Origin of the sequence: Mammaliicoccus sciuri (assembly GCF_002901825.1) — a bacterium.
Lineage (GTDB): Bacteria > Bacillota > Bacilli > Staphylococcales > Staphylococcaceae > Mammaliicoccus > Mammaliicoccus sciuri.
The window spans coordinates 41,733-67,371 of sequence record NZ_PPQD01000005.1 but is presented as its reverse complement, the minus strand read 5'-3'; the positions used below and the strand labels follow the sequence as shown (position 1 = coordinate 67,371).

At 31.5% G+C, this 25,639-nt stretch carries 28 protein-coding genes; 14 read left to right on the top strand and 14 right to left on the bottom strand.

Going from position 1 to position 25,639, the window contains the following annotated elements; all coding sequences use genetic code 11:
- Positions 1-14 precede the first annotated feature (14 nt).
- Positions 15-1,121 carry a glycoside hydrolase family protein gene (locus CD035_RS01305; RefSeq protein WP_048540639.1) on the bottom strand — a complete coding sequence of 369 codons (1,107 nt, stop codon included), beginning with the start codon at positions 1,119-1,121 and terminating at the stop codon, positions 15-17.
- Positions 1,122-1,209: 88 nt separating this feature from the next.
- On the opposite strand from CD035_RS01305, the gene CD035_RS01300 reads away from it, so the two are divergent.
- From CD035_RS01300 to CD035_RS01290, 3 genes are read left to right on the top strand one after another with little or no spacing between them, the layout of a single operon-like run.
- A complete protein-coding gene (locus tag CD035_RS01300) occupies positions 1,210-1,758 on the top strand; it encodes a cysteine hydrolase family protein (RefSeq protein WP_048540638.1) in 549 nt (182 codons plus the stop codon).
- Between the two features lie 59 nt (positions 1,759-1,817).
- Entirely contained in the window at positions 1,818-2,744 is a 927-nt protein-coding gene (locus CD035_RS01295; RefSeq protein ID WP_048540637.1) for a manganese-dependent inorganic pyrophosphatase, read from the top strand.
- Positions 2,745-2,765: 21 nt separating this feature from the next.
- A complete protein-coding gene (locus CD035_RS01290) occupies positions 2,766-3,041 on the top strand; it encodes a GNAT family N-acetyltransferase (RefSeq protein WP_025905106.1) in 276 nt (91 codons plus the stop codon).
- A 42-nt stretch (positions 3,042-3,083) separates the two neighbouring features.
- Here CD035_RS01290 and CD035_RS01285 read toward each other — a convergent pair whose 3' ends face one another.
- Positions 3,084-3,386 carry a hypothetical protein gene (locus CD035_RS01285; protein WP_048540636.1) on the bottom strand — a complete coding sequence of 101 codons (303 nt, stop codon included), beginning with the start codon at positions 3,384-3,386 and terminating at the stop codon, positions 3,084-3,086.
- Positions 3,379-4,353: a Gfo/Idh/MocA family protein gene (locus tag CD035_RS01280; RefSeq protein ID WP_048540635.1), complete on the bottom strand. Its 975-nt coding sequence runs from the start codon at positions 4,351-4,353 to the stop codon at positions 3,379-3,381. The genes CD035_RS01285 and CD035_RS01280 overlap by 8 nt, the downstream gene beginning before the upstream one ends.
- Positions 4,354-4,467: 114 nt before the next feature.
- Between CD035_RS01280 and CD035_RS01275 the strand changes: the two genes are divergently transcribed.
- The gene (locus CD035_RS01275; protein WP_048540634.1) at positions 4,468-5,847 is read left to right on the top strand and encodes an aldehyde dehydrogenase; all 1,380 of its coding nucleotides are present in this window, start codon (positions 4,468-4,470) and stop codon (positions 5,845-5,847) included.
- Positions 5,848-5,943: 96 nt separating this feature from the next.
- On the opposite strand, the gene CD035_RS01270 is transcribed toward CD035_RS01275, so the two are convergent.
- The 4 genes from CD035_RS01270 to pglS form a co-directional block, all read right to left on the bottom strand.
- On the bottom strand, positions 5,944-6,702 hold the full coding sequence (locus tag CD035_RS01270; RefSeq protein ID WP_048540633.1) for an ABC transporter permease: 759 nt from the start codon (positions 6,700-6,702) through the stop codon (positions 5,944-5,946).
- Positions 6,699-7,433 (bottom strand): ABC transporter ATP-binding protein, encoded by a 735-nt coding sequence (locus CD035_RS01265; RefSeq protein ID WP_048540632.1) that lies wholly within the window; start codon positions 7,431-7,433, stop codon positions 6,699-6,701. Before CD035_RS01265 ends, CD035_RS01270 begins: the two co-directional genes overlap by 4 nt.
- Before the next feature lie 129 nt (positions 7,434-7,562).
- On the bottom strand, positions 7,563-8,339 hold the full coding sequence (locus CD035_RS01260) for a carbon-nitrogen family hydrolase (RefSeq protein ID WP_048540631.1): 777 nt from the start codon (positions 8,337-8,339) through the stop codon (positions 7,563-7,565).
- 16 nt (positions 8,340-8,355) lie between these two features.
- Entirely contained in the window at positions 8,356-9,390 is a 1,035-nt protein-coding gene (gene pglS, locus CD035_RS01255; protein ID WP_048540630.1) for a 6-phosphogluconolactonase, read from the bottom strand.
- A gap of 475 nt (positions 9,391-9,865) precedes the next feature.
- On the opposite strand from pglS, the gene CD035_RS01250 reads away from it, so the two are divergent.
- The 4 genes from CD035_RS01250 to agrA are packed head-to-tail and all read left to right on the top strand — an operon-like array spanning position 9,866 to position 12,632.
- Positions 9,866-10,441: an accessory gene regulator AgrB gene (locus CD035_RS01250; protein WP_048540629.1), complete on the top strand. Its 576-nt coding sequence runs from the start codon at positions 9,866-9,868 to the stop codon at positions 10,439-10,441.
- On the top strand, positions 10,438-10,578 hold the full coding sequence (gene agrD / locus CD035_RS01245) for a cyclic lactone autoinducer peptide AgrD (RefSeq protein ID WP_075578463.1): 141 nt from the start codon (positions 10,438-10,440) through the stop codon (positions 10,576-10,578). Before CD035_RS01250 ends, agrD begins: the two co-directional genes overlap by 4 nt.
- Before the next feature lie 24 nt (positions 10,579-10,602).
- Positions 10,603-11,919, top strand: a complete 1,317-nt coding sequence (gene agrC, locus CD035_RS01240) for a quorum-sensing sensor histidine kinase AgrC (protein WP_048540628.1) — start codon at positions 10,603-10,605, stop codon at positions 11,917-11,919.
- Entirely contained in the window at positions 11,916-12,632 is a 717-nt protein-coding gene (agrA, locus tag CD035_RS01235) for a quorum-sensing response regulator AgrA (RefSeq protein ID WP_048540627.1), read from the top strand. The genes agrC and agrA overlap by 4 nt, the downstream gene beginning before the upstream one ends.
- A gap of 59 nt (positions 12,633-12,691) precedes the next feature.
- On the opposite strand, the gene CD035_RS01230 is transcribed toward agrA, so the two are convergent.
- Entirely contained in the window at positions 12,692-12,910 is a 219-nt protein-coding gene (locus CD035_RS01230; protein ID WP_025905095.1) for a hypothetical protein, read from the bottom strand.
- A gap of 244 nt (positions 12,911-13,154) precedes the next feature.
- Between CD035_RS01230 and CD035_RS01225 the strand changes: the two genes are divergently transcribed.
- On the top strand, positions 13,155-14,090 hold the full coding sequence (locus tag CD035_RS01225) for an LPXTG cell wall anchor domain-containing protein (RefSeq protein WP_048540626.1): 936 nt from the start codon (positions 13,155-13,157) through the stop codon (positions 14,088-14,090).
- Here the strand turns inward: CD035_RS01225 and CD035_RS01220 are convergent.
- Together CD035_RS01220 and CD035_RS01215 are read right to left on the bottom strand one after the other, a co-directional pair.
- A complete protein-coding gene (locus CD035_RS01220) occupies positions 14,080-14,652 on the bottom strand; it encodes a hypothetical protein (protein ID WP_048540625.1) in 573 nt (190 codons plus the stop codon). The two genes, CD035_RS01225 and CD035_RS01220, sit on opposite strands and share 11 nt — an antisense overlap.
- Before the next feature lie 71 nt (positions 14,653-14,723).
- The gene (locus tag CD035_RS01215) at positions 14,724-14,891 is read right to left on the bottom strand and encodes a hypothetical protein (protein ID WP_049320466.1); all 168 of its coding nucleotides are present in this window, start codon (positions 14,889-14,891) and stop codon (positions 14,724-14,726) included.
- A gap of 245 nt (positions 14,892-15,136) precedes the next feature.
- Here CD035_RS01215 and CD035_RS01210 point away from each other — a divergent pair, with 245 nt between their 5' ends.
- Together CD035_RS01210 and CD035_RS01205 are read left to right on the top strand one after the other, a co-directional pair.
- Positions 15,137-16,108, top strand: a complete 972-nt coding sequence (locus tag CD035_RS01210) for a bile acid:sodium symporter family protein (protein ID WP_048540624.1) — start codon at positions 15,137-15,139, stop codon at positions 16,106-16,108.
- Between the two features lie 333 nt (positions 16,109-16,441).
- Entirely contained in the window at positions 16,442-17,479 is a 1,038-nt protein-coding gene (locus tag CD035_RS01205; protein WP_048540623.1) for a C45 family autoproteolytic acyltransferase/hydolase, read from the top strand.
- A gap of 43 nt (positions 17,480-17,522) precedes the next feature.
- Here the strand turns inward: CD035_RS01205 and CD035_RS01200 are convergent, their stop codons facing one another.
- Together CD035_RS01200 and CD035_RS01195 are read right to left on the bottom strand one after the other, a co-directional pair.
- Entirely contained in the window at positions 17,523-18,362 is an 840-nt protein-coding gene (locus CD035_RS01200; protein WP_048540622.1) for a DUF4097 family beta strand repeat-containing protein, read from the bottom strand.
- On the bottom strand, positions 18,359-18,907 hold the full coding sequence (locus tag CD035_RS01195; protein ID WP_048540621.1) for an HAAS signaling domain-containing protein: 549 nt from the start codon (positions 18,905-18,907) through the stop codon (positions 18,359-18,361). Before CD035_RS01195 ends, CD035_RS01200 begins: the two co-directional genes overlap by 4 nt.
- A gap of 154 nt (positions 18,908-19,061) precedes the next feature.
- On the opposite strand from CD035_RS01195, the gene CD035_RS01190 reads away from it, so the two are divergent.
- The 3 genes from CD035_RS01190 (at position 19,062) to CD035_RS01180 (ending at position 22,645) form a co-directional block, all read left to right on the top strand.
- Positions 19,062-20,099, top strand: a complete 1,038-nt coding sequence (locus tag CD035_RS01190) for a S66 family peptidase (protein ID WP_048540620.1) — start codon at positions 19,062-19,064, stop codon at positions 20,097-20,099.
- 81 nt (positions 20,100-20,180) lie between these two features.
- Positions 20,181-20,732 carry a thioredoxin family protein gene (locus CD035_RS01185; RefSeq protein ID WP_048540619.1) on the top strand — a complete coding sequence of 184 codons (552 nt, stop codon included), beginning with the start codon at positions 20,181-20,183 and terminating at the stop codon, positions 20,730-20,732.
- Positions 20,733-21,406: 674 nt separating this feature from the next.
- Positions 21,407-22,645 carry an L-lactate MFS transporter gene (locus CD035_RS01180; protein ID WP_048540618.1) on the top strand — a complete coding sequence of 413 codons (1,239 nt, stop codon included), beginning with the start codon at positions 21,407-21,409 and terminating at the stop codon, positions 22,643-22,645.
- A gap of 81 nt (positions 22,646-22,726) precedes the next feature.
- Here CD035_RS01180 and CD035_RS01175 read toward each other — a convergent pair whose 3' ends face one another.
- Complete coding sequence (locus tag CD035_RS01175) at positions 22,727-24,085, bottom strand: gluconate:H+ symporter (RefSeq protein WP_048540617.1); 1,359 nt, start codon at positions 24,083-24,085, stop codon at positions 22,727-22,729.
- A 12-nt stretch (positions 24,086-24,097) separates the two neighbouring features.
- Positions 24,098-25,633 (bottom strand): gluconokinase, encoded by a 1,536-nt coding sequence (gntK, locus tag CD035_RS01170; protein ID WP_048540616.1) that lies wholly within the window; start codon positions 25,631-25,633, stop codon positions 24,098-24,100.
- Positions 25,634-25,639 lie beyond the last annotated feature (6 nt).

The window sequence follows — 25,639 nt, the reverse complement described above, 5'->3', positions numbered from 1 at the left end:
ATCCTCCATTTTAATTATATATGAATAAGGTTCTCAACTTGATCTTGTTTGATATTGCTTAAATTACGGTTGTTGTATAAATAAATATCTGTCGTCTTAATGAATTTAATATTATTTGAAGATTCTCCTTCAAAATGATTATTATAAATATAAATATCTTTATTCATAACGTCTTCATAACTTTTAATTAAAATACTTGGTTTACTTTTAATATCTTTAAATGTATTATCACCTATCAATATAGTTGACCCTGCTTGTCCGCCTCTATTTAATTTATGGATATCTAATGAATATTTACCTGTTGGTACAGCTAAATATCGAATACCGCCCTCACAATTTATAAATTGATTGTGTGTAACGGATGAATCTTTCGCTTTTAATAAAGTAACTGCGAAATCCCCTAATCCTTCAAAAGTATTATGTTGAATATTTATATTCTCATAAAACACATCATACATACTTGCATGAGATCCAACTGCTCTATTCCAAGGTAACATGTTTGGATCACCTGAATTTCCGAAATAACAGTTTTCAATCAGTGCATTTTTAGTTATCGTACCATCTGTTGCCCCAAATTTAGGAAATGCTCCTTCAGTTTGAATATCTATTTGAACTGCTTCACTAAATAATCTCGTTCCACTATCGTCACGGAAACCAAGAAACTTACATTCATTTACATAAAATCCGTCTAAGCCACATGCATCAATCGCATGCCCACCTACAACATTCTTAAATGTCACATTATGTATTTGAATATTGCGTGCATGACCAATAGACATGATCGTGTTATTTGTATTATTTGTATGTCCATACGCATCAAATGTCCCACCGATAATATTGATATTACCATGACCGTCGTATCCATAGTATTTTTTCAATCTATGTCCGTTTTTCAGCATAGCTGTAGGCGATTTTCTGATTAATACAGCTTCATCATGTAAAATAAGCGTTGTATGTTCATATATCACTAATTCATAAATAATATGATAAACACCTTTAGGTATATAAACTGTTACTGGTCCCTTCTTAGCTTGTAATAAAGCCAATTGAATACCAATTGTATCTGTTAATCCACAACCACCTTTAGCACCATAACGATTTACATTAACAATATGCTTCATACTTCATAACCACCTTAATATAGCGTATACTTGCATGTATATTTATATTACACTGAAAACATTTTATAAACAATTAGGGGGAATATAATTGAAGAAAGCACTCATTATCGTTGATTATTCAAATGATTTCGTTGCGTCAGATGGTAAGTTAACATGCGGAGAACCTGGTCAAGAAATTGAACAAAATATTCACCATAAAATCGAAATATACAACTTGAATGAAGATTTAATTTTTTATTTAATGGACTATCACCATGAGAATGATCCATATCATCCTGAAACAAAATTATTTCCACCTCATAATATCGTAGGTACAGAAGGTAGAAATTTATATAACTCATTAAAGCCTCAATACGATTCAATCAAACATTCTAATCACGTATTTTGGATAGATAAGACAAGATATAGTGCATTTTTCGGTACAAATCTTGATAGTTTATTAAGAGAACGACATATTGATACTGTTGAAATTGTCGGCGTTTGTACAGATATCTGTGTGTTACATACTGCTGTCGATGCTTACAATTTAAATTATCAAATTATTATACCTAAGAATTGTGTCGCTTCTTTTAATCAAGCTGGACACGATTGGGCGCTTACACATTTTGAAAATAGTATAGGCGCAGTTGTAGAATAGACAATGTGTTCATGTTAAAATAAAGTGACAGAATATTCAAAGCAAAAGGAGAAATTACATTGGTAAACACATTTATATTTGGACATAAGAATCCTGACACAGATACAATTGCTTCAGCATTAGTAATGGAAGATTTACAAAAAGAACTTGGAAATGACGTTCAAGCTGCAAGACTTGGAGACGTTTCTGATGAAACACAATTTGCGTTGGATTATTTCAAAGTTCAAGCACCTGCATTATTAGAAACACCTTTAAAAGACAAAAACGTTATTTTAGTCGATCACAATGAATTCCAACAAAGTGCAGATGATATTACAGATGCTACAATTACAATGGTTGTTGATCACCACCGTATCAGCAATTTTGAAACAGCAGCTCCATTATATTACAGAGCTGAACCAGTTGGTTGTACGACAACAATCCTTAAAAAAATATATGAAGAAAATGGTATTGAAATTAAACCTGAAATTGCTGGTCTTATGATTTCAGCTATTATTTCTGATACATTACTATTTAAATCACCAACATGCACAGAACAAGATAAACAAGCTTGTGAAGCATTAGCTAAAATTGCCAATGTTGATTTAAATGAATATGGTTTAGAAATGTTAAAAGCTGGTGCTTCAGTAAAAGGTAAATCACCTGAATTCCTTTTAAATATGGATGCTAAATCATTCAACATGGGTGATAAAGTTGTACGTATTGCACAAGTTAATACTGTTGATGTAAACGAAGTTCTTGAAATTCAAGAAGACGTTGAAAATGAAATCAACGCAATTATTGCTAAAGAACAATATGACTTATTTGTATTTGTTATTACAGATATCTTAAACAGTGACTCAACTGCTATTGCTTTAGGTAAAGAACAACAAGTCGTAACAAAAGCGTTCAACACTGAATTAAATGGAAATGTCGCTGTATTACCTGGCGTTGTTTCTCGTAAGAAACAAGTCGTTCCACCTATTGATGAATTATTAGGTAAATAATTTATAAGGAGTGTGCTTTAAATGGAAATCAAACAAGGTACAAACAAATTTTATGTAGGCAATTCTGAGAATGATTTTGAAGCAGAAATCACGTATCAAGACTTAGATGGCAAGACACTTGTAGTCGATCATACTTTTGTAGATCCTTCACTACGAGGACAAGGTATTGCTAGAAAATTGGTTGATGTTGTTATTGAAAAAGCAAGATCTGAAGAGAAAGTAATTGATCCAGTTTGTCCGTACGTTAAAGATGTTATGACTAAAGATGAAAGCACACACGATGTATTAAAAAAATAATCAAAAAGTCCTGACGAAATGATATCATTTCGTCAGGACTTTTTATATTTCTGTACTTTCTAATAACCGTTTAAGCAATGATTTATATTGAGGCTTTGCCTTTTCTTCTGTGCACGTATTCATAGGTGGATATTTTAAATCTTGAGCATCTTTATATGTTACTTCATCAATATAATTTGATGCTTTTTCGTAATCATAACAACTCGGAAATGCATACTTATGATTAAAGTGATCAACGACCACTCTTGATGTGGAAGATGGATTTTGTTTAAATGGTATAAATGCCACGACGAGTAGTAAAACGATAATAATCACAGCTGTAATGATGAAGTACTTTTTAGACATTAAATTGAACTCCAATTTGATGTCTAATTTCATCTAATACTTTAATCGTTTCTAATGATCTTTGATGTGTATTAATAGATGACTCGACCTTATGATTCTGTACACAATTAATAAATTCAATTATTTCATCTTTCATCGTTAACGGTGAATCATTATTATATTCTTTCTGTAATACCCCTTCTCTATTAAATACTTTAATATTTGAAGGAGCACTTATTTTATCAATTAATACATAACCATTTTCCCCTACTATTTCTGAAGGGCTGGGGCGGTCACATATTTTTGAATAACTAATCGTTGCTTGGAAAGTATGATAATCCAATATTGCATTACCTTGTCCATCGGCTCCAGTATCTAATTTAAAACCATTTGCTTTAATATTTTGTGGCATACCAAACAAATGTATCATCGGAGCTACTGCATAAACACCTAAGTCCATTAAAGCGCCATTCCCTAACTCAGGTTTAAAAGCATTTTCTATGATACCTTTTTTATAGTTATCATATCTTGAAGAATATTGGTGATAATGAAAATCAGCATATCTAATTTCACCAATATCAATAAGATCATTTGTAAATTCTACAAATGGCGGTAATAATGTTGATTTCATCGCTTCCATAACAGTGACATTATATTCATAAGCAAGTTTAGATAATGCTTCATATTGTTCTTGAACAATTGTCGCTGGTTTTTCGATCAAGACGTGTTTTTTATTTTTAATCGCTAATTCTGCTTGTTCAAAATGAAACGCATTAGGTGATGCGATATATACCGCTTCAAAATTAGGTGATTGACAAAATAACTCTAAATCTGTGAACGTTTCAGTAAGTTGATGTTTCTCCTTATAATAGTCTGCTCTTTCTTCAGTTCGCGAATAGACAGCGTAAGGTTCAAACGCTTCAACTTCTAAACCATTCTCTATAAATTTATCACTTATCCAATTGGTACCTATAAATCCAAATCTCATATTATTTCACCTTTTCGTTATTTTTTTAAAAATAAAAATTTCATAAATAAACACTTCGCTTTTAATTATAACTATTGTTAAAATATAAACAATAGAAGTATAAAGGAGACATCCATATTGACTATCGCGACTCAATTCGAAAACTTACAATCACTTTTTGATAGTGATGTAACAAAAGATATTAAATTCAGAAAAAAACAGTTAAGAGCACTAAGAAAATCTATTAAAACAAATGAAAGTGCCTTAATTTCAGCATTGCAACAAGATTTAGGCAAAAATTCTGTTGAATCTTATGCTACTGAAATTGGTTACATTTACAAAAGTATCTCTTTCATGCTAAAAGAAGTCAAGAGTTTAGCAAGTAAAAGAAACGTGAATACACCTGTATTTTTATTTCCAGGTAAAAGTTATACAATTAACGAACCATATGGCACAGTCTTAATCATCGGTCCGTTCAATTATCCGTTTCAACTTGTTATAGAACCTTTAATTGGTGCTATTGCTGCTGGAAATTGTGCTGTTATCAAACCTTCAGAACTTACACCAAATGTTAGTGTTGTAATAGAAAAAATTATACAAGAAGCATTTAATCCTTCATATGTATCTTGTATAACTGGCGACCAAACTGTAACTGAAGAACTGTTAACTTACCCATTCGACTTTATATTCTTTACTGGCTCTACTAAAGTTGGACAAATTGTGTACGAACAAGCTAGTAAACAACTTATCCCGGTAGCACTTGAATTAGGTGGAAAGAGTCCAGCAATTGTTGATAAGACTGCAAATATTAAAGTAGCAGCAGAAAGAATAGCATTTGGTAAATTTATTAATGCCGGTCAAACATGTGTCGCGCCAGATTATGTCATCATCGACGCATCGATTAAACAACAATTCATTAAAGCGATTCAAACAACTATTCGAGAGTTTTATACGTCAACAGCACAAAATAGTGAAGATTATGGCCGTATCGTAAATGAACGTCATACAGATCGATTAGTGAATTTACTTAATCAAACTAATGGAGACATTGTCTACGGAGGTAGCTCGGACAGAGATAACCGATATATAGAACCGACTATTGTCGATAATGTTAAATTTGATGATATTCTAATGGAAGACGAAATCTTTGGTCCAATATTACCTATTATGACGTATGAAGCATTCGGTGATGCCATTCAATTTATAAAAAATAAACCAAAGCCACTATCACTATATTTATTTAGTGAAGACGAAAATCATACTGATGAAGTCGTAAGAAGAATATCATTCGGTGGCGGTTGTATCAATGATACACTTTTACATTTAGGTAACCATAACTTACCATTTGGTGGTGTCGGTCATTCAGGAATTGGTAAATATCATGGCAAAGCTTCATTTGAACTCTTTAGCAATGAAAAGAGCATCATGTTTAAAACAACCAAACTAGAAACTGGCGTCCTTTTCCCACCTTATAAAGGAAAAGCTAAATACGTAAGAGCCATGTTTAAAAAGTAATACAGAAGTGTTACTGAGAGCCACACAATTAAATTTAAGCATATAAAATAAGCATATGGTATAGACATTCATTTACGTCTTAACCACATGCTTATTTTATTTATACTGACTTTCAATGAGTTGCTGCTTTTTATTAAATAAAGTTGGATATGACAAGAAGCCTAATATTACACTCGTCATTGTAGCACTTGTTAATAACATAAATACGATTAATATTTGAAAGAGTACCGCTTCAATTGGATCTGCGCCACCAATGATTTGACCACTCATCATACCTGGTAATTGCACAAGGCCAATTGTCTTTTGTTGTTCTATAGTTGGTATAACACTAGACTGTATAGAAGTGATCAGTTGCTTATGTATTGCTTGTTTAGGTGTACCTCCCAAACATAGAACAAGCTCTATCACATTTTCATTTTGTTTAACTTCTGACATAAATCTATTTAAGAACAAGATACTTAATACCATCGCATTACCAACAATCATGCCACTTATTGGTATGATGTATTGTGCTGTTGGTGGCGTAATTTTAAACCCTAATAAGATACCTTGTGTAATGACTTCTATTGCTACAAAAGCCAGTAATAATTTCCATGTGATGCCTGGTATTTCCAAACCTTTTTTTCGCGCATTTTGTGTTGCCGCACCTATTATAAGCATGACCATTAAAATGATAAAAATATGGCTTTCTTGATCAAATATAAATTGTAAAATATACCCTACTATTAACAGTTGAACAAATGATCGAATAGCTGCAATTAAAGTATCTTTCTCTAATCCTAGATTAAAACTTTTCGAAATTACTATTGGAATAATAATAAAAACAAACATTAACACGATTGATGTTATACTCATATTAATTTTTCTCCTATAAAGCTTCTGACGTTTGGTTGTTCTGAATTTTTAACATTTTCAACTGTATCAGCTAGTTCAACTTCTCCATTGATCATAACCCATATGTAATCGCTCATTCTAAAGGCTTGGTTAATATCATGTGTAATCCATATCATCGTAACTTCGTGTTCTTTAATAATTTTTTGCAATAGTTGTTCAATTGCACGTTTAGAGTTTCTATCTAATGCCGATGTCACTTCATCTAGCAATATCACTTTAGGTTTATTAACAAGTGATCGGGCTAGAGATAACTTTTGTTTTTCTCCACCTGATAATTCTTTACTATTTTTATTCAAAAAAGTTTCTGGTAAATCGACTATTTTCAAATAATATTTAGCTTCTTCATCTGTCATTTTTTTATTTTGTAGTATTAATGGCAGTTCTAAATTATCTCTTACAGTTCCTTTAATCATCGTTGCTTCTTGAGAAACTAACTGAACTTTTCTTCTAAGTTCCATTGGATTATATGTTTCAATAGATTGTTGATCAATGAATATTTCGCCACTTGTACTAGACTTTAATAAATTAATTAAAGAGAGCAGTGTTGATTTTCCTGCACCTGATGGCCCGATTATAGAAGTAAGTTTACCTTTATAAATGGCACCTGTAACACCTTTTAAAATTAGTGACCGTTCTATTTCATATTCTACATTTTTAAATTGGACTGCTACACTACTTTCCAAATAAATCATCTCCATGCCTTAACTATTTTCTGTCTTATAATTGATTTTATACTTTTTCTACAAATGTTCAATAAGACATTTGTAAGATAATAAGAGACTGGAATATCATATAATATCCCAGTCTCTAACTACATCTACCTAATATAAATCTGTTCTTAAACTATTGAAAATAGGAATGGCTTCACGAATTTTTTCTTGCGAATCAAAGTCTATATCAACGATTAATGTATCTTCTTCATAGTATAAACTATCAATTAATGTGCCATCTGGTGCATATGCTAAACTGTGCCCACCAAACTCATTTTCATCACAAGTACCCACACTATTACAAGCAATAATATACACTTGGTTCTCAATTGCTCTAGCACGTAATAATACTTTCCAATGATCAATTCTTGATTTCGGCCATTGTGCCGGAACAAAAATTACTTTTGCATCTTCTAAAGCTAATGAACGTGTTAATTCTGGGAATCTTAAATCATAACAAATAATCGTTCCCATCTCTATTTCATCTAACTCATATACAGTTGATTTCTTACTACCTGAAGTTAAGAAATGATGTTCATTAAACATTGGCACAAGATGTGCTTTGTCGTAAGTATTAATACACTTTCCTTCGTTATTGACGACAATTGTTCGATTATAAATTTCATTTCCCTTTTTGTATGCAATTGAACCAGCCACAATATGTTTATGGATTTCTTTTGCTTTTCGCTCTATGAAAGGTAAAATTCTTTGACCGTCTTCATCAGCAAGTTCGGTTAACTCATTTAATCGATAAGAAGTGTTCCACATTTCAGGTAACACTGCTATGTCAATTTCATCATCTAATTCATCTAACCATTGATTAATTTTTTCGATATTTTTTTCTGGCTCTCCAGGTATTACATGCATCTGATATAGTGCTATTTTCAACGTTCATCACCTACCATTATATAAATTGAACACAAACGCCTTCTGCAGCTTTTTGTTCGTTCTCTATTTCTGTCAGCTTACCAGTTTCTTTATTTCGACTAAATAATACTAAATTATATGAATGTTCATGTGCAACAACTATAAACGAATCACTTGGTGTAATATTTAAATCTCTTGGCCATGTTCCACCACTCGTTACAATTTCAACCAATTCAACATTTGCACCATCACCTAATATTTTATAAACAGCTATACTATTATGTCCTCTATTAGAAACATAAATAAACTGTCCATCATGACTTAATCTAACAGCAGCAACTTGTGAGTTTAAATCAAAGTCTTCTGGAATCGTTAATAGTGCTGGACTGATTGTTGCAAATACACCATTTTTATATGATAACACTTGAATCGTATTACTAAGTTCATTCACTAAGTATGCGTATATGCCACTTGGATGAAACGCAATATGTCTTGGACCGCTTCCAGCTTGAACTTCTAATGTTTCATATAATTCCAATCCTTCATCAGAGAATTTAAATGTTCTAATTACATCTGCACCTAAATCAACTGTAACGATATAATCTAAGTCTGGCGTTTGTTCTGCAAAGTGAATATGACTACCTTCTTGTCTTGCTTCATTTGGTCCATGACCTTCACCTTTATACACATCTATTAACTCAATAATTTCGCCATTTTCAGCGTTTAATTTATAAAGTCTTACATAACCACTTCCATAAACAGCTTCAAATAAATATTGACCATCTTCAGAAACTGAAATATAACAACCCGTTCCTTCTTGTGAAGCTAAGCAATCATTTATATATGTTAAGCTACCATCTGCATTGATATTAAAACTTGCAACACCACAATCATCGCCATCTCTTTTAATCGCATATAAAAATTGACCATGTTGTGTTAAATATGTAGATGCTTCAACTTCATAACCAACTTCAACCTTCTCGATTGTTTGATCATTCTCATCAACATCAAAACGATAAATCCCTTTTCCATCTTTCTTCGTATAACTACCAATATAACCTTTCGTTTTCATAAAATTAAATTCCTCCCTAATTTGTTCTTTAATATCATTCTACATGAAAACGCTCAATAACTATAATAAAAACGCATACCCAATGGTACACGTTAAAATATTTATTATATGAATAACCACGTATCAAACACAGCAGATATTTAAGTAAACAAACCATTAAAAAGTTCCACTAACCAATTAAAAATACTACAAATAGCATTGACGATATCGCCTGCCATAAAGGATCCTCCTTTATATTTAAACTTTTTAATTTATCATAAAAAATTAAATATTCACTAAATATATTATAGTATTTCAATAATAGAATTTTATATTTTCCCTAAGTCGTTAATTTAAGTTCTTAACTGCATTAAAATTATGTTAAAATACAAATATATTATAAATTCAAACAGTTAGGCATTGAAATAATACAGTTAGGCAAAAGAAGTAAAATGTAAATCAATATGTTCTATAATCATAATGAAGGAGGGGCGCTATGTATCAACCTGTCCAAACACAAATAGATAAAATTGCTGCAAGTCTTCAAAATTCAAATAATCTAGATCATGTTAGTTATTTAAAGGTAAAGTATGGACTAGAAGTATTTGTAGGGAATATGATGAAGACCATAGTTATATACGGCGCTGCCCTTCTATGCCATATATTTTTATACACACTTATTGTACATCTTAGTTATTTTGCCATTCGATATTTCGCGTTTGGCGCGCACGCTAAGTCCACTTTTCTATGTACGATACAAAGCCTAATCATGTTTGTCGTTGCACCACTCATAATCATAAATACCAACATACCCTACTGGCCATTCTTAGCCATAGCGTTAGTCGGTTATCTTATCATTATAAAGTACGCACCAATGCAAACAAAGAAACACCCAATATTAGGCAAATGGAAAAAAGGACTTAAACTAAGATCAATCCTAGCAGCAACAATTTTGATAGTATTAACTTTATTCCTTAAAGAACCCTATCAACAATTAATATGTTTAGGATTAATCTTTGAAGCAGTATCACTATTACCTATATTTTACAAAGAGGAGGAAACATTATCATGAATTTATTATCTAGCCTATTTTCAAAATCAGTATCAAATATCCTTTCAGCAATCGGTGAAAAAGCGGTAATTAGAGGTTGTACAGCATTTTTAGATGAAACAGAAGTACCAGCAGAATTATTAAAAGAAAAACAATAAGTTATTATTAAGGAAGTGTAATATATGGACTCGCTTTCTAGTATAGAATCTTTACCTTTTGGATTACTCCAAGTAGTATTGTTCACAATTTTACTTTCTATAACACAAAATTACCGATACAACAAAAGGGATTATGGAGTCTTATTAATAGGCTTCATAATCCCTTCACTTACTTTTTATTATATATTTGGAGTAGGTGCTATTACATATGTTTGCTTATTTTATTTTGTGTTTTTCTATAGAAAATTTAAGTTGTTTGGTGTAATTAATACATTACTTGTCATTATTATATCTGTAGTTTCAGATTATTTATCCATTTTATTTACAAAATATATTATTGATAGTATAGATACATTTTTACTTTTTCTATTAATATATACAGTCATTCATTCAACAATATCTATTACATTAGCATTATTAATAAGACAATTAATGAATAGACTTAAATTAAGTTATTTATATAACAACCGTATCTACCTACTATTGTTAGCAGCGTTTTTAGGTCTTTCTTTTACGGTGTTCTACGTATACATGCCAAAGTCTTACAATACTGAAAAAGAGTTTGAATTCCAAACTTTATTTTATGTGATCTATGTATGTGTTGCTGCTATTTTTATTATTTTAATTTCTTTCACAGTTATTAGAGAGATGGCATTGCAACGTACGAAGAAAGAAATCAATCAGTATTATAAGTATACTTTGCAGATTGAGCAGATTAATAATGAGATGCGTAAGTTTCGTCATGATTATGTAAATATTTTAGCGACTTTATCTGAATATATTAGAGAAGATGATATGGATGGTTTGAGAACATACTTTGACCAAAATATTGCACATCTTCATGATGATATGAAATTAAATGCGATAAAAATTAATGGTCTTCAAAATTTACATGTTAGAGAAATTAAGGGATTATTAACAACGAAAATTATTCAATCTCAGGAACAGAATATCAATATTAGTGTTGAGATTACTGAACAGATTGATCATATAAATATGAACATTGTAGAATTAAGTAGATGTATCGGCATCATTATGGATAATGCAATTGAGGCTTCTGAGTTTGTTGATAATCCAACGATTCAAATTGCATTTATTAAAAATGAGAAATCGATTTTACTTGTATTCATGAATAAATGTTCAAAAGATACGCCTAAGGTACATAAACTATTTGAAAATCATTATTCTACTAAAGGTCGTAAGCGTGGTATTGGGTTAACTACGTTGAAAGAAATCACTGAGAAGACAGACCATGTTTTCTTAGATACTTTTATTAATAATCAATACTTTATTCAAAAGCTTGAAATTTTAAATGATAGCAATGAGGAAGTGATTCAATGAAAATCATCATTTGTGAAGATGACCCCAAACAATTAGAGCGCATGCAGACGATTATCAATAATTATATTATGATTGAAGAAAAAGAAATGTCTATTGAACTTGCAACACGTGACCCATATGAGTTGTTGGATCACGTTAAATCTTCAAATGATATAGGTTGTTACTTTTTAGATATTCAATTAGACGCTGATATTAATGGTATTACATTGGCAAGTGAGATACGTAAGTATGACCCTATTGGTAATATTGTTTTTGTCACAAGTCACAGTGAACTGACTTATTTAACATTTGTTTATAAAGTTGCTGCAATGGATTTTATTTTTAAGGATGATCCAGATCAACTGAAGACAAGAGTGTTAGATTGTTTAGACACTGCATACATAAGATTAGGTATGCTTTCAAAAAATACAAACGTTGAAAAGATAGAATTAACGAGAGGTAGCAATTCTGTCTATGTTCAGTATGATGATGTTATGTTCTTTGAGTCATCATCAAAATCACATCGACTAATAGCACATCTAGACAATAGACAAATTGAGTTCTATGGAAGTTTAAAAGATTTATCTAATTTAGATGACCGCTTCTTTAGATGCCATAACAGTTATGTCATTAATCGTAATAATGTTGATACTATTAACACGAAAGATCGTGCAGTATATTTTAGTAATGGTGAGCATTGTTATGCATCTGTACGAAATATTAAAAAAATATAAACAAAACAGCGTACATGATTTATTTCAAATGTACGCTGTTTTTATTAATTATTCACATTTTATTCGTGGTTTATAGCATTTCTAAATGATTCAATATCTTCTATGTAATATTTCACTTCGCCGCATTGTAAACATACTGCTGCTTTTGGTATTGCAATCGCTTTGTTTAAAATATCTTCATTTTCTTCTTCTTTTATTAATCTAACATCAACTAGAGTGCCTGGAACATTCGTACGAAGATCATCTACCATTTCTTGATTACAACTTGCACATTTCATATAAGACATCCCCTTTTAGATTATGCTCATTCTGATTATATTTTACTCTTTTATTTTATCACTTGCAAAAAGATTCAAGCACCCATTCTCAAAAATTTTGAATGATATATATATATAGGAAGATTTTAGTTGTGTTAAAAATTTTATATAAAATACATAAAATAATAGTGGAATATCTATAGTGTTTATGGCATAATGATATCAGATGATCATCTAATTATTTAAGAGATGAAAGGAGGTCAATATGAAACCTTTCCCAATCTTTTTATTTAGTATTGTATGTATGGTCGCTACATCATTCAATACGTCACGAACTGCACACGCTAATAATGATATGACACCTATTGGCTTTCAATTTTATGCTTCTGATAATACCCCGATATCAAATGAAACTTTCCAATTACATTTAGACCAAGAAGTTAAATCTTTAACAACTAAATCTGATGGTTTAGCATTTATAGAAATTCCTAATAAGAATATTAAGCCTCACTACACTTTAACCACTTCAAATAATCAAATTTTTACTGTTGAACCTAACAAGTTATATAGATTGACTTCTTCTAGCAATAACCAACGCAATATAACGAATACAAATAATCAATCCATTTCAATTAATGTACTTTCAAAAACCTATCACCCTTTAAATAATGTGGAAGTTAAACTCATTGCAGATAACCAAGAACTTTCTGGCATAACAGATCAAAACGGTAATACTACAATCAATATACCCACTACATTTCTTAAGTCTACTAAATTTAATGTGAAGATTAACGGCATAGATAGCCATTCAACGATTACACTAGGAGAGGATAAATATTATACATTTAATTCTGACGATAAGACTACTTCAACTTTTGAGCAAAATACAAATCAACATACTCAAATAGATCAAGTACAACAAAGTCAAAGTCAAATTACAGATAATCCGAATTCTAATCAAATTCCAAGTCAAAATCAGACATACCAAATCTCAGTCATTAAAGACTCTTTAATTCCAAACCCTAATAAACTTACTAACGATTACACTAATAAAGAAAAAAAGACCAAATCAGAAACATCAAAGCTTCCTGAAACTGGTCAAAGTTCAAAACATTACTTAAATTATTTAATAAGTGCATTACTCATATGTATTGCATCAATTCTATTTTTTATATTCAAAAAGAAGCGGTCTAAACAATAGCATTGTATTTTGAAATGATTTTACCGTCTTCAATTATAATTGGTTTACCGAGATGGTTAATACTATTAATATGTTCGAAGTACTTTTCACCTACGATTTGAAACATCAATTGGGACAACAACGCATTTGAACAATATGTTCGATTAGCATCCCAACTTTCAAATCTATATAATCTTTTTAACAAATTGCAGAAGCCTATATGAGATCCTAATATTATCCACGCATCTGGTTCATACTTCATAAATTTATCCACATACTTTTTAGAAGAACCAACATGATTCTTCCAAATGACGATATTAACATATACTTCAGATTTTTTTCGTTCGTACCACATATACTCTATGATAGCTTTTAAATGAAATGCTGTATTAATCATCTCTTTTTCATTACTCGTTCCAATTGTAATCGATTTTAAAAATGGTTGGTCATATTCAATGCTTTCAAGTATGGCATATAATTCATCTTTGCTCGGTACTTTGAGATTATGAGATAAAGCTTTTAATTGATGACACTTGTCATTTTCTAGTCTTGGGGATATTAAAACATTACGCTCATATCGCAAATATAAACCCTCCTAATTTTTAAATATAAAAAAGGGAGCAATCACAGAAATATTGTGATTGCTCCTTTATTTTAATTATTAGATTCGATTTCAGATACAATTTCTTTTGTTTTTTGTTCTAATTCTTCAAAGTCTTTTTTAAATACAAATGCTAAGACAGCAATACCTGCCCCAACAGCAACTGTTGTTATAGCAATTAAGATGAAAAAGAATTTGAATATCCCTTTAATACAATCCATTGAAGTCACCTCATTCATCATTTTCTACCTCTTTCATCATAACATAATATTTAAAATACATAAAAGATATTATCCTTTTCTAAGTGAGATATTATCGATATATAGATATTTTAGTATAATTTCACTTCATATATGTATCATTTCATCATTAATATGCAAAATAAATAATTAAAGCAAATAAAGTATTGAAAAATTTTTGTATTATTGTTAATATTCTGATTATTATTTAATTGGAAGGTGTATATATGACTAATATTAAGAAATTCAGTCAGTTTATCAATAAAACATTTGTATTTTGGATGCTTTTGGCAGCAGTGTTAGGCTTTAGCTTCCCAAATATCATTGCTCAAATAGCACCTTACATTCCTTATTTATTAGGAATTGTAATGTTTGGAATGGGCATGACTATTTCTACAAATGATTTTAAAGAAGTATTTAAATCTCCTAAAAGTGTGTTAATTGGTGTTATTCTTCAATATACTGTAATGCCTGTTACTGCATATTTAATCGCTAAAGGTCTTAATTTAAGTCCTGACGTAGCATTAGGTGTTATCTTAGTAGGTTGTTGTCCTGGTGGAACTGCATCAAATGTTATTAGCTATCTAGCTAAAGCAAATACTGCGTTATCCGTTTCTATCACAACTGTGTCTACATTATTAGCACCTATTGTTACACCTAGTTTAATATATTTATTCGCAAGAGAATGGTTACAAGTATCATTTGCATCTATGTTTATATCAGTAGTTCAAGTTGTATTGATCCCAATTATATTAGGTTTTATCGTCCAAAGATTCTTTAAACCAGTAGCTGAAAAATCTATTGATATTTTACCTATTATTTCGGTAGTATCTATTTCACTTATTCTTGCAAGCGTTGTTGCAGGTAATAAAGCGCAAATCATTGAAACTGGTCTTATTATGTTTGGTGTTGTCTTACTTCACAATGTAAGTGGTTTAACAATCGGTTACTTATTAGCTAAATTATTCAAACTTAACCGACCAGATAAACGCGCCATTTCTATAGAGGTTGGTATGCAAAATTCCGGACTAGCTGTGTCACTCGCAACAGCACATTTCAACCCCCTATCCGCTGTTCCAGGTGCAATATTCAGCTTTATCCACTTAATCACTGGACCTACAATTGCTATTATATGGTCTAACCAAACTAAAAAGACTAACAAAGCGCAGTCTTATACAACATCAACAGATCAAATATAAATATTAAGGAGCAAGAGACATTAAATTGTCTCTTGCTCCTTTATTTCAAAAATATATATTCTAGCTGTTCTATAAGCGTCATTTAATAGATTATCTTCTATACCATTCTTGCCATATTTTCTTTACGTAAATATATCCTTGATTCCACATTTTACATACCCCCTTCTCACATAATCAGTGAGATAATTGGTAATTCAAATATAACATGGTAATAAATTACATAGGTTAAGCGATTATTACAATCTCTTTAACATCATATTTCCAATTATATGAGAGGATTTACGTGACAAAGTACATAAGTTCAATCAAAATAAATATAAGAGGAGTGATACTGTGCAAAATGTTAAGATGCAAACATTAGAATTTAGAGGTAACCATTATGATTATGGTGTTGCCCAAGCAGAATGGTTAAAGTCTACTAAAATGTTGCAAAATAGAGAAAAAGAATGGCGAATTAGAAGACCCCGCTTCGATATTAATATAGATGAAACAAAAAATATATATCAAAAATTCGCACCAAAAATTTGGGACGAACTAATGGGTATTCAAGATACATTAAAATTTCCGTTAGAAACAATCTTGTTAAACTATGGTCATTATAGAGTATATGCTAAAGATAGTGGTTGTTCCATCTTCTTAGGAGAAGATTATATGGTTAGAAACTATGATTATAGTCCTGCTACATATGATGGAAGATTTAGTCTATTCCAACCTACAGATGGTGGATATGCACAAATCGGCCCTACTTCCAGAGTAACAGGCAGAATGGATGGCATGAATGAACATGGTTTAGCGATGGGCTATAATTTTATGCATCGTAAAAAACCTGGTGATGGATTTGTTTGCTATATGATTGGAAGATTGATTTTAGAAACATGTAAAGATATCGATGATGCTGTTAGACTATTAAATGAAATTCCTCACCGTACCTCTTTTAGCTATATTTTAATGGATAAAACAAACAAAAGAATTACTGTAGAAGCGACACCTAGAGAAGTTGTTACTAAACAAAACAATTTATGTACTAATCATTTTGAAATATTAAGTCATGAGAATCGAAATTATATTAAAGAGTCTGTCGAAAGATATAATCGAATCGACCAAATCACAAATGACGAAATGTCTTTAGAAGATGCTTTTCGATATTTTAATGATCCTCAGTATGAAATATACAGCAAGCTATTCAAAAGTTGGTCGGGTACGATACATACATCAGCATACATACCTAGCCAATTAAAAATGAAAATTGCACTTGGTGAAAATGGCACCATACATACATTTGATTTCAAAGAATGGTTAGATGGTAAATCCATTACCCTCCCAACAATAACAGGTCAGATTGATTCAGACATTCTATTTGCTAGTGAGTGAATGAAAATAGGCTGAGACTTAGAAGTCTCAGCCTATTTCTATATTATTTTATATAAATATCTCCGTTATCTGTATAACTTTCAATAACGTGTTTCCCTTTCCCTACTTTTTCGCCATTAAATGCTTTATTTTCAATTTTTGTATTGCCTGATTCAGATTGTAGTTGTAACAAAGTATTCTTAGGTGGATTCATATAAGAAATTGAAATATCTCCGTCTTCTGTTGATGATTTAATATCGCATTCATTTTTAAGTTGGCTAATATTAATATTACCAAGAGATGTAATCATTTCACTATTGACGAGACTACTTTTATCGACAGATATATTACCTGTTTTGATTTCACCTGTAAACTCCGTTAAATCCGAATGTTTAACTTTAACGCTTCCTAAGTCTGTCATCGCTTTAGCATGTTTCAAGTTTACATTTTGATAAACAATGTCACCTGTGTCCGTTATCATATTACTATTGTTACTTTTAGCATCACGAACTGAAATGTTTCCTGTATTCGTTGTAATGTTAAATGATTCGTAATTTTTAGGTGGCAAAGTGATTACTAAGTGATTAATGGTTTTTCTAAATGGAATAAAGTTGGCATTAAATTTGTATTTATTTTCTCTCTCCGTAAAATGCAATAAATTATTTTCTATGCTCGCATTAACGTCTTGATTACCGTTATATTTAATACCTAAATATTTCCCTTTCTTAACTTCAACATTTGTATTTTGCCCATTCACGATAACTTGTTCAACTTGGTTGTTTTTATATATTTTTTCATATGTTTCTTGCTTTTCATATTTATTATTAACCGTGAACCATAGTATCGTTCCTAAAATGCCAAAAATTAAGAAGATGCCTAGACCAGATAAAAATAACTTCTTCATGATTCAGCACGCCCCTTAACGAGTTTCACACACCATCTTAAATATTTTAAGATACCTTTGTAACTCACTTCTATTAATTTAAGCCCTGCTACTAACAACATAAGTCCTAATCCTAAGAAAGAGATTGAAAAAATGATATTTGTAATATCTACCCAATAAAAACCGTGAACAAATACATTGATCACACTAACGATAGGACCTAACATCATTAAAGCGCCGATTACGACTACGATGAGAAGTAAAAAGGCAATGATAAGAAATGGAATAATAATAAAAAATATATTAAAAAAGCTCAACCCTAATGTCGCTAAAATTGCTTGAAATACATTCTTAAAATTGGGTGATAGCTCAGCATCATGAATGGCACTTGTTGCGTATATTTTCTTGGCAATTGCTTTAGGTTCACCAAGTTCTTGTATCAAACTTTGTTCATCTTCTGATTCAAAAAATTTCGTTTCATATTCGTACATTATTTTATCTCGCTCTACTTTAGGCAGTCGAGATAATTCATCCTCAAGGTAATTAAGGAAGGTTATTTTATCCATAGAAATACCCCTTATATTCTGAAGTTAACCTTACATTATTCATTATTTTACCATTCTTTTTACAAACAAACTTATATTATCATTTGAATTATTTGATTTCAAGTTATACCCATATGCTATACTAATTTCAACATAGAAATAAGGGGGTAATGATGTGAAAGAATTAATTAAACCGAGTAAGCTTTCTAAAGGTGACACTGTAGCAATTGTCTCTCCTTCATCAGGTTTAGCTGGTGAAAAAGACATATTATGGAGAACTGAAGTTGGTATACAAAGATTAAAAGATGAGTTCGGATTAAATGTCAAAGTCATGCCACACGCATTAAAAGGCGCTGATTTCACATATAATCATCCAGAAAAACGAGTAGAAGATTTACATCAAGCACTACAAGATCCAGAAGTTAAAGCCATTATCTGTACACTAGGTGGAGATGATTCTGTACGATTATGGCCATACATAGACTTAAATATTATTAAGGATAATCCTAAAATTTTCAGTGGCTATTCAGACACGACTGCACTTCATTTCATGTTTTATCAAGCAGGTGTTTCTAGCTTCTACGGGCCAGCGCTATTAACTGATTTTGCAGAAAATGTTCAAATGGATGACTACACTGTTCAATCGATCAATCAAACATGGTTCCAAAATGGTGTTGTTGGTAATGTACCTACTTCACCACAAATTAGAAAATACGGTTTACAGTGGGATAAAAAGAACAAAAGTATCAATCGAGAATCTTTTGATAATAACGGATATGAAATTCTAAATGGTTCTGGCAAAGCTACAGGACATCTTATTGGCGGTTGTATGGAATTATTCCATTCATTAAAAGCGACTGATGTGTTCCCTAATAAAGATGTCTTTGATGGTGCTATTCTTTTCATTGAGACTGCTGAAGTTCATGCTCCACCATGGTTGATGGAAGATTATGTTCGCGCATTTGGTTCTATGGGTATTTTTGATAGAATTAATGGCGTTATTATCGGAAGACCTCAAGACGATGTATATTATGAAGAATATAAAGAAGTTTGGGTTAAAATGTTAAAAGAGTGGCATCAAGAAGATATGCCTGTTTTTTATAATGCTAGTTTTGGACATAATGAACCAAAATGCATTATTCCATACGGTGTACAAGCTGAATTAAATGTTGATAATAAGACATTTACAATAATCGATAATGCTGTAGATTAATTATTCATTTTAAAGTATTGTACTTTGCGAAATATTTCAGAATTGTTATAATATTAAGTATATAAAAGGGGGATTTTTATAATGACAAAGTTAGCTACATACTATGAACAGGCACAACCCATTAAAGAATATGTTAATGAGATGACCACAAATAAAGAGCAATTACTAGATATTTATCAATCTTTCCAATTACCTAAAAATGACGAACGATTAGATAAAATTAAAGATAAAAATTATAAAGTACTTGTTATTACTGAAGATTGGTGTGGAGATGCAATGATGAACATACCTGTTCTATTAAACATTGCTGATTACGCTAATATTGAAGTGAAAGCTTTCCATCGTGATGAAGATACTAATTTAATCGATCAATACTTAACAAATGGTACTGCTCGCTCTATACCTATTTTTGTATTTTTAAATGAAAAGCATGAACAAGAACATGTTTGGGGACCAAGAGCAATCAGCGTCCAAAAATTTGTAGAAAATATTCGTAAAGATTTACCAAGTAAAGACGATCTAACATATGCTGAAAAAGAAAAAGAAGTACATCATAGCATCCATGAAACTTATCAAAATAAAACAGAATTTTGGGATGACGTATATGAATCAATCGTTAGTTCAATCTCATAATCAGACGTACAAAGGCTCGGACATTCAGTCCGAGCCTTATTTATGTATGTGTGCCCCTATTCAACTTAGGAGAATTTCTCGCCATCCCCATGGCTACTAATATAACTATACTTCAAATCATTAAAAACAGAAAATTCATGTTATCAAAGTTAACATCTAAATTTGGGCATGTGAAAAGCGCTCGTCCGGGAATTAACGAGCGCTTTTCGGGGAAGGGTTATTAATTAAGGAAACATGTATTTTTATAAAGCCGGGAAACTTTATAAAAATATCTTGAATCATTTTATGATCCATTTCAACGTTACAATTACAGATAACTATCAAAACACGTTCTACACAAAGTCATTTACAATCATGAAAAAACATATACGAAATAGTTTTGAGGAATTGAATGGATTGTGCTTCGTGTTGTGTTATCTATGACTAAAGTATATCAGTGAGATAGGAATTTTTGTTGATTCATTCTTAACTCAAATATTTCATTTCTTAAGTGTATATTACAACTATTTTTTTAACAGTTAGGCATGCCTAACTGTTAAAAAGACGATTAAATCAACATGCAATAAAGCTGCCTAACTGTTGAATAATGACACTTTTCAAAATTTTGATTGCTGAATATTCTGAATTTAGCTATAATGACATCAATTGGACACAATTACTATAGGGGGAATATGATGAACAAGAAAATTAAAAACAGGTGGCTCATTGCTGTTGCAGCTGTTGGAATACATATTTCAATAGGATCTGTTTATTCATGGAGTGTATTTACGAAACATATTCAAAATGATTTAGGTTTTACATTAAGTGAAGTATCAAGAATATTTAGTATTGCAATATTGTTTTTAGGGCTTTCTGCAGCTTTTATGGGACATTTCGTTGAGAAATTTGGTCCACGTTTATCCGGACTCGTTTCTACGATATTTTTCATCTCAGGATTGTTACTTTCTAGTTATGCGATTTCCGTCGAGAGCTTGCCCTTACTTTACTTAGGATATGGTGTGTTATCAGGTATTGGGCTTGGTATTGGATATATTGCACCTGTATCTACATTAGTAAAATGGTTCCCCGATAAGCGTGGTATGGCTACAGGATTAGCAATTATGGGATTCGGATTCGCATCAATGATTGCCAGTCCAGTTATAGAATTTCTCATTACACATTTTAATCTTGTATCGACTTTTATTATTTTAGCAGTCGTGTATTGTATTATTATGCTGATCTCTAGTTTATATTTAGAAAGACCACCAGAATATTATAGACCTAATAGTTTTAATCCTCAAAAGGATAAAAAGAAAAAGCCAGACTTAGTTCAAATGTCTGCCAATGAGGCCGTTAGAACTAAAAGGTTTTATTATTTATGGTTAATGCTCTTTATCAATGTTACTTGTGGTATAGCGATTTTATCGGTAGCAAGTCCAATGGCACAAGAAATTGTAAACTTAACACCTGCCAAAGCCGCGACAATGGTTGGTATTATCGGTGTGTTTAATGGACTTGGACGACTCATTTGGGCAAGTATTTCTGATTTTATTGGCAGAACAAATGTCTATACAATTTTCTTTGTCATTCAAATCGCATTATTCTTATGGTTACCAATCGTTGATAGTCCAATGCTGTTTCAAATTATTCTATTCATCATCATCTCTTGTTATGGCGGTGGTTTCGCTTCTATCCCCGCTTATATCGGTGATATATTTGGTACGAAACAACTCGGTGCCATACATGGCTATATATTAACGGCATGGGCAGCAGCTGGATTGGTTGGACCTTTTATATCAGCAACTGTCAGAGAAGTTACACAAAGTTACATGGCAACGTTATATATTTTCGCAGCATTCTTTGTCTTAGCTTTAGCGATTTCATTCCTAATTAGAGTAGATATAAAAAGAATTAAAGAAATGCAAGCACAGTAACATCAAATAAAATCACATAACAAAACCTCCAAATCTTTAAATAAACAGATTTGGAGGTTTTAATATTCATATTTAAATATTTTAAACAAATAGACTTATAAATAGTATAAAGATAATACCTGAAACTGAGATAACTGTTTCAAGAAGCGTCCATGATAAGAATGTTTCTTTCATTGTTAAACCGAAATATTCTTTAAACATCCAGAAACCTGCATCATTCACGTGTGACGCGATTACACTACCAGCACCAGTTGCTAATACGACTAATGCTAAATTAGCATCTGATGATTCTAATAATGGCATAACAATACCAACTGTTGATATCGCAGCAACTGTAGCAGAACCTAATGCTAATCTTAGTACTGCTGCAACAATCCAAGCTAATAATATTGGAGACATTGCAGTATCTGTAAATAGTGACTCAACTGTTTTACCTACGCCACCATCAATTAATATTTGCTTAAATGCTCCACCGCCACCGATGATTAAGAGCATCATACCGATTGGATAAATGGCATTTGTTAATGTATCCATAACTTCTGTAACTTTATATCCTCGTTTAAGTCCCATTGAGTAAATAGCAAATAATACTGAAATTAACATTGCAGTACCCGCTTCACCAATAAAACTAATAAAACCTAAAATACCTTGTGGGTTTTCTGGTGAACCTGTTAATAAATCTACAATAGTAGAAATAAGCATAATGAATACAGGTAATAAAGCTGTTAAAGCAGAAATTCCGAAGCTAGGTGTTTCGTCTATATTGAATGTTTTTTGTTTACCTAATGAAGCTAAGTCACCTGACTTAGTAAATGCTTCTGGAATTGCTTTTTTCGCAAATTTTGTAAAAATAGGACCTGCAATAATCGTTACTGGTATTGCAACAATAAAGCCGAATAGTAATACTTGACCAATATCTGCACCAAATTCTTTAGCAATCATGACTGGACCTGGGTGAGGTGGTAAAAATCCATGCGTAACAGATAATGCAGCTGTCATTGGAATACCTAAGTATAATGTTGAAACTTTAGACTCTTTAGCAATTGTAAAGACAATCGGAATTAATAATACTAACCCTACTTCGAAGAATAATGCTATACCAATAATAAATGATGCTGTTACAACTGCCCATTGAATGCGTTTTTGACCAAATTTATTAATCAATGTATGTGCAATTCTAGTTGCACCGCCTCCGTCTGCTAGTAACTTACCTAACATAGCTCCGAGACCAAATATTAAAGCAATGTGACCGAGTGTAGATCCCATTCCTGTTTCAATTGTACCAATGACTTTGCTTAGTGGCATACCAAGCATAATACCTGTTAACATAGCCGTGATAATCAGAGATACAAATGTGTTAAGTTTTAGCCACATAATTAAACCTAATAATATAACAATTGCAAGTGCTACAATTAATAATGGTGCAATTTCTGAAAACATATAAACATCTCCTTATGAATGTGTTGATTGAAATTCTGAAATTAAATCGTATTCTTCATTTAATTTACGACTTAAATTGATGTAAATTGGGATTAACGATTGGTAAATATCGACATTCTCTTGGTTAGGTTCATGTTGATATGTTTTACCGACCATTTCGCTTAAAACTTCAAAATCCTCTATCTCCCCAATAGCTTTTAATCCTAATATACAAGCACCTAAACAAGAACTTTCGTAACTTTCTGGTACTTCAACGGAAGTATCAAATATATCTGCCATCATTTGGCGCCATACTTCACTTTTAGCAAATCCACCTGTTGCTTTAATTTGTTCAGGTGCTTTATCCATCACTTCTATTAAAGCGAGATATACTGTATATAAATTAAGTAGAACACCTTCTAACGCAGCACGTATCATATGTTCTTTTTTATGAGACAGTGTCAAACCAAAGTAACTACCTCTTGCATTCGCATTCCAAAGTGGCGCCCTTTCACCAGCTAAATATGGATGGAATAACAAACCATTTGCCCCAGGTTTTACTCTACTTGCAATCTTAGTTAAGACATCATATGAATCAACGCCAAGTCTTTTAGCTGTTTCAACTTCACTTGCTAACAATTCATCTCTTAACCATCTTAGAACGACACCACCGTTATTCACCGGTCCTCCGATGCAATAATGATCTTCTGTTAATACGTAACAGAATATTCTACCTTTATCATCTGTCTTTGGTTTATCAATAATTGTTCTAATAGCACCGCTCGTTCCAATCGTTACAGCTACTTCTCCTTCACGATAGCTATTAACACCTAAATTGGACAATACGCCATCTGAAGCGCCGATTACTATCGGTGTATCTTCATTGATGCCCATAATATCAGCATAATTCTTTTTAACTTGTTTCATAATATGTGTTGTTGACACTAATTCAGGTAATTGTGTTTCACTAATTTCAAGCAAGGATAAGACATCTTTATCCCAATTTAATGTATTCAAATTCATCATACCTGTCGCTGAACCAATTGAGTGGTCCATAACGTAAGTTTCAAATAATTGATAGAATACATAAGTCTTAATATCTATCCATTTCTCAGTATTCTTGAATATATCAGCATGTTCATGTTTTAACCAATAAATTTTTGATAATGGAGACATTGGATGAATCGGTGTACCAGTTCTTTTATATATTTCTAATCCGTTATGTTCATTATTTATCTTATCTGCGTATTCACTTGCTCTATTATCTGCCCAAGTGATACATTCCGTTAATGGCTGATTATTTTTATCCATTGCTATCAAGCTGTGCATGGCACTACTGAAACTTAATAATTTGATTTCTTCTGGCTTAGCACCAACTTCTCTAATCACTTTTTTTACTGTAAATAGTACAGCGTCGAATATTTCTGCAGGACTTTCTTCTGCAACGCCAATCTCATGGGTCGTCATTGGATATTCTATATTATGTTTTTTCAAAAAGTTCCCTTCGCTATCATAAATAACAGCTTTAGTACTCGTTGTACCAATATCTACACCAATCATATATTTCATTACAAA

What these genes read in the sequence shown, in the direction of transcription:
- CD035_RS01180 (WP_048540618.1), top strand. Translation starts at nt 21,407, where the DNA reads ATGAACAAGAAAATTAAAAACAGGTGGCTCATTGCTGTTGCAGCTGTT.
- CD035_RS01225 (WP_048540626.1), top strand. Translation starts at nt 13,155, where the DNA reads ATGAAACCTTTCCCAATCTTTTTATTTAGTATTGTATGTATGGTCGCT.
- CD035_RS01195 (WP_048540621.1), bottom strand. Translation starts at nt 18,907, where the DNA reads ATGGATAAAATAACCTTCCTTAATTACCTTGAGGATGAATTATCTCGA.
- CD035_RS01185 (WP_048540619.1), top strand. Translation starts at nt 20,181, where the DNA reads ATGACAAAGTTAGCTACATACTATGAACAGGCACAACCCATTAAAGAA.
- CD035_RS01285 (WP_048540636.1), bottom strand. Translation starts at nt 3,386, where the DNA reads ATGTCTAAAAAGTACTTCATCATTACAGCTGTGATTATTATCGTTTTA.
- pglS (WP_048540630.1), bottom strand. Translation starts at nt 9,390, where the DNA reads ATGAAAACGAAAGGTTATATTGGTAGTTATACGAAGAAAGATGGAAAA.
- CD035_RS01290 (WP_025905106.1), top strand. Translation starts at nt 2,766, where the DNA reads ATGGAAATCAAACAAGGTACAAACAAATTTTATGTAGGCAATTCTGAG.
- agrC (WP_048540628.1), top strand. Translation starts at nt 10,603, where the DNA reads ATGGACTCGCTTTCTAGTATAGAATCTTTACCTTTTGGATTACTCCAA.
- CD035_RS01270 (WP_048540633.1), bottom strand. Translation starts at nt 6,702, where the DNA reads ATGAGTATAACATCAATCGTGTTAATGTTTGTTTTTATTATTATTCCA.
- CD035_RS01250 (WP_048540629.1), top strand. Translation starts at nt 9,866, where the DNA reads ATGTATCAACCTGTCCAAACACAAATAGATAAAATTGCTGCAAGTCTT.
- agrA (WP_048540627.1), top strand. Translation starts at nt 11,916, where the DNA reads ATGAAAATCATCATTTGTGAAGATGACCCCAAACAATTAGAGCGCATG.
- CD035_RS01210 (WP_048540624.1), top strand. Translation starts at nt 15,137, where the DNA reads ATGACTAATATTAAGAAATTCAGTCAGTTTATCAATAAAACATTTGTA.
- CD035_RS01200 (WP_048540622.1), bottom strand. Translation starts at nt 18,362, where the DNA reads ATGAAGAAGTTATTTTTATCTGGTCTAGGCATCTTCTTAATTTTTGGC.
- CD035_RS01215 (WP_049320466.1), bottom strand. Translation starts at nt 14,891, where the DNA reads ATGGATTGTATTAAAGGGATATTCAAATTCTTTTTCATCTTAATTGCT.
- agrD (WP_075578463.1), top strand. Translation starts at nt 10,438, where the DNA reads ATGAATTTATTATCTAGCCTATTTTCAAAATCAGTATCAAATATCCTT.
- CD035_RS01265 (WP_048540632.1), bottom strand. Translation starts at nt 7,433, where the DNA reads ATGATTTATTTGGAAAGTAGTGTAGCAGTCCAATTTAAAAATGTAGAA.
- gntK (WP_048540616.1), bottom strand. Translation starts at nt 25,633, where the DNA reads ATGAAATATATGATTGGTGTAGATATTGGTACAACGAGTACTAAAGCT.
- CD035_RS01175 (WP_048540617.1), bottom strand. Translation starts at nt 24,085, where the DNA reads ATGTTTTCAGAAATTGCACCATTATTAATTGTAGCACTTGCAATTGTT.
- CD035_RS01280 (WP_048540635.1), bottom strand. Translation starts at nt 4,353, where the DNA reads ATGAGATTTGGATTTATAGGTACCAATTGGATAAGTGATAAATTTATA.
- CD035_RS01230 (WP_025905095.1), bottom strand. Translation starts at nt 12,910, where the DNA reads ATGAAATGTGCAAGTTGTAATCAAGAAATGGTAGATGATCTTCGTACG.
- CD035_RS01305 (WP_048540639.1), bottom strand. Translation starts at nt 1,121, where the DNA reads ATGAAGCATATTGTTAATGTAAATCGTTATGGTGCTAAAGGTGGTTGT.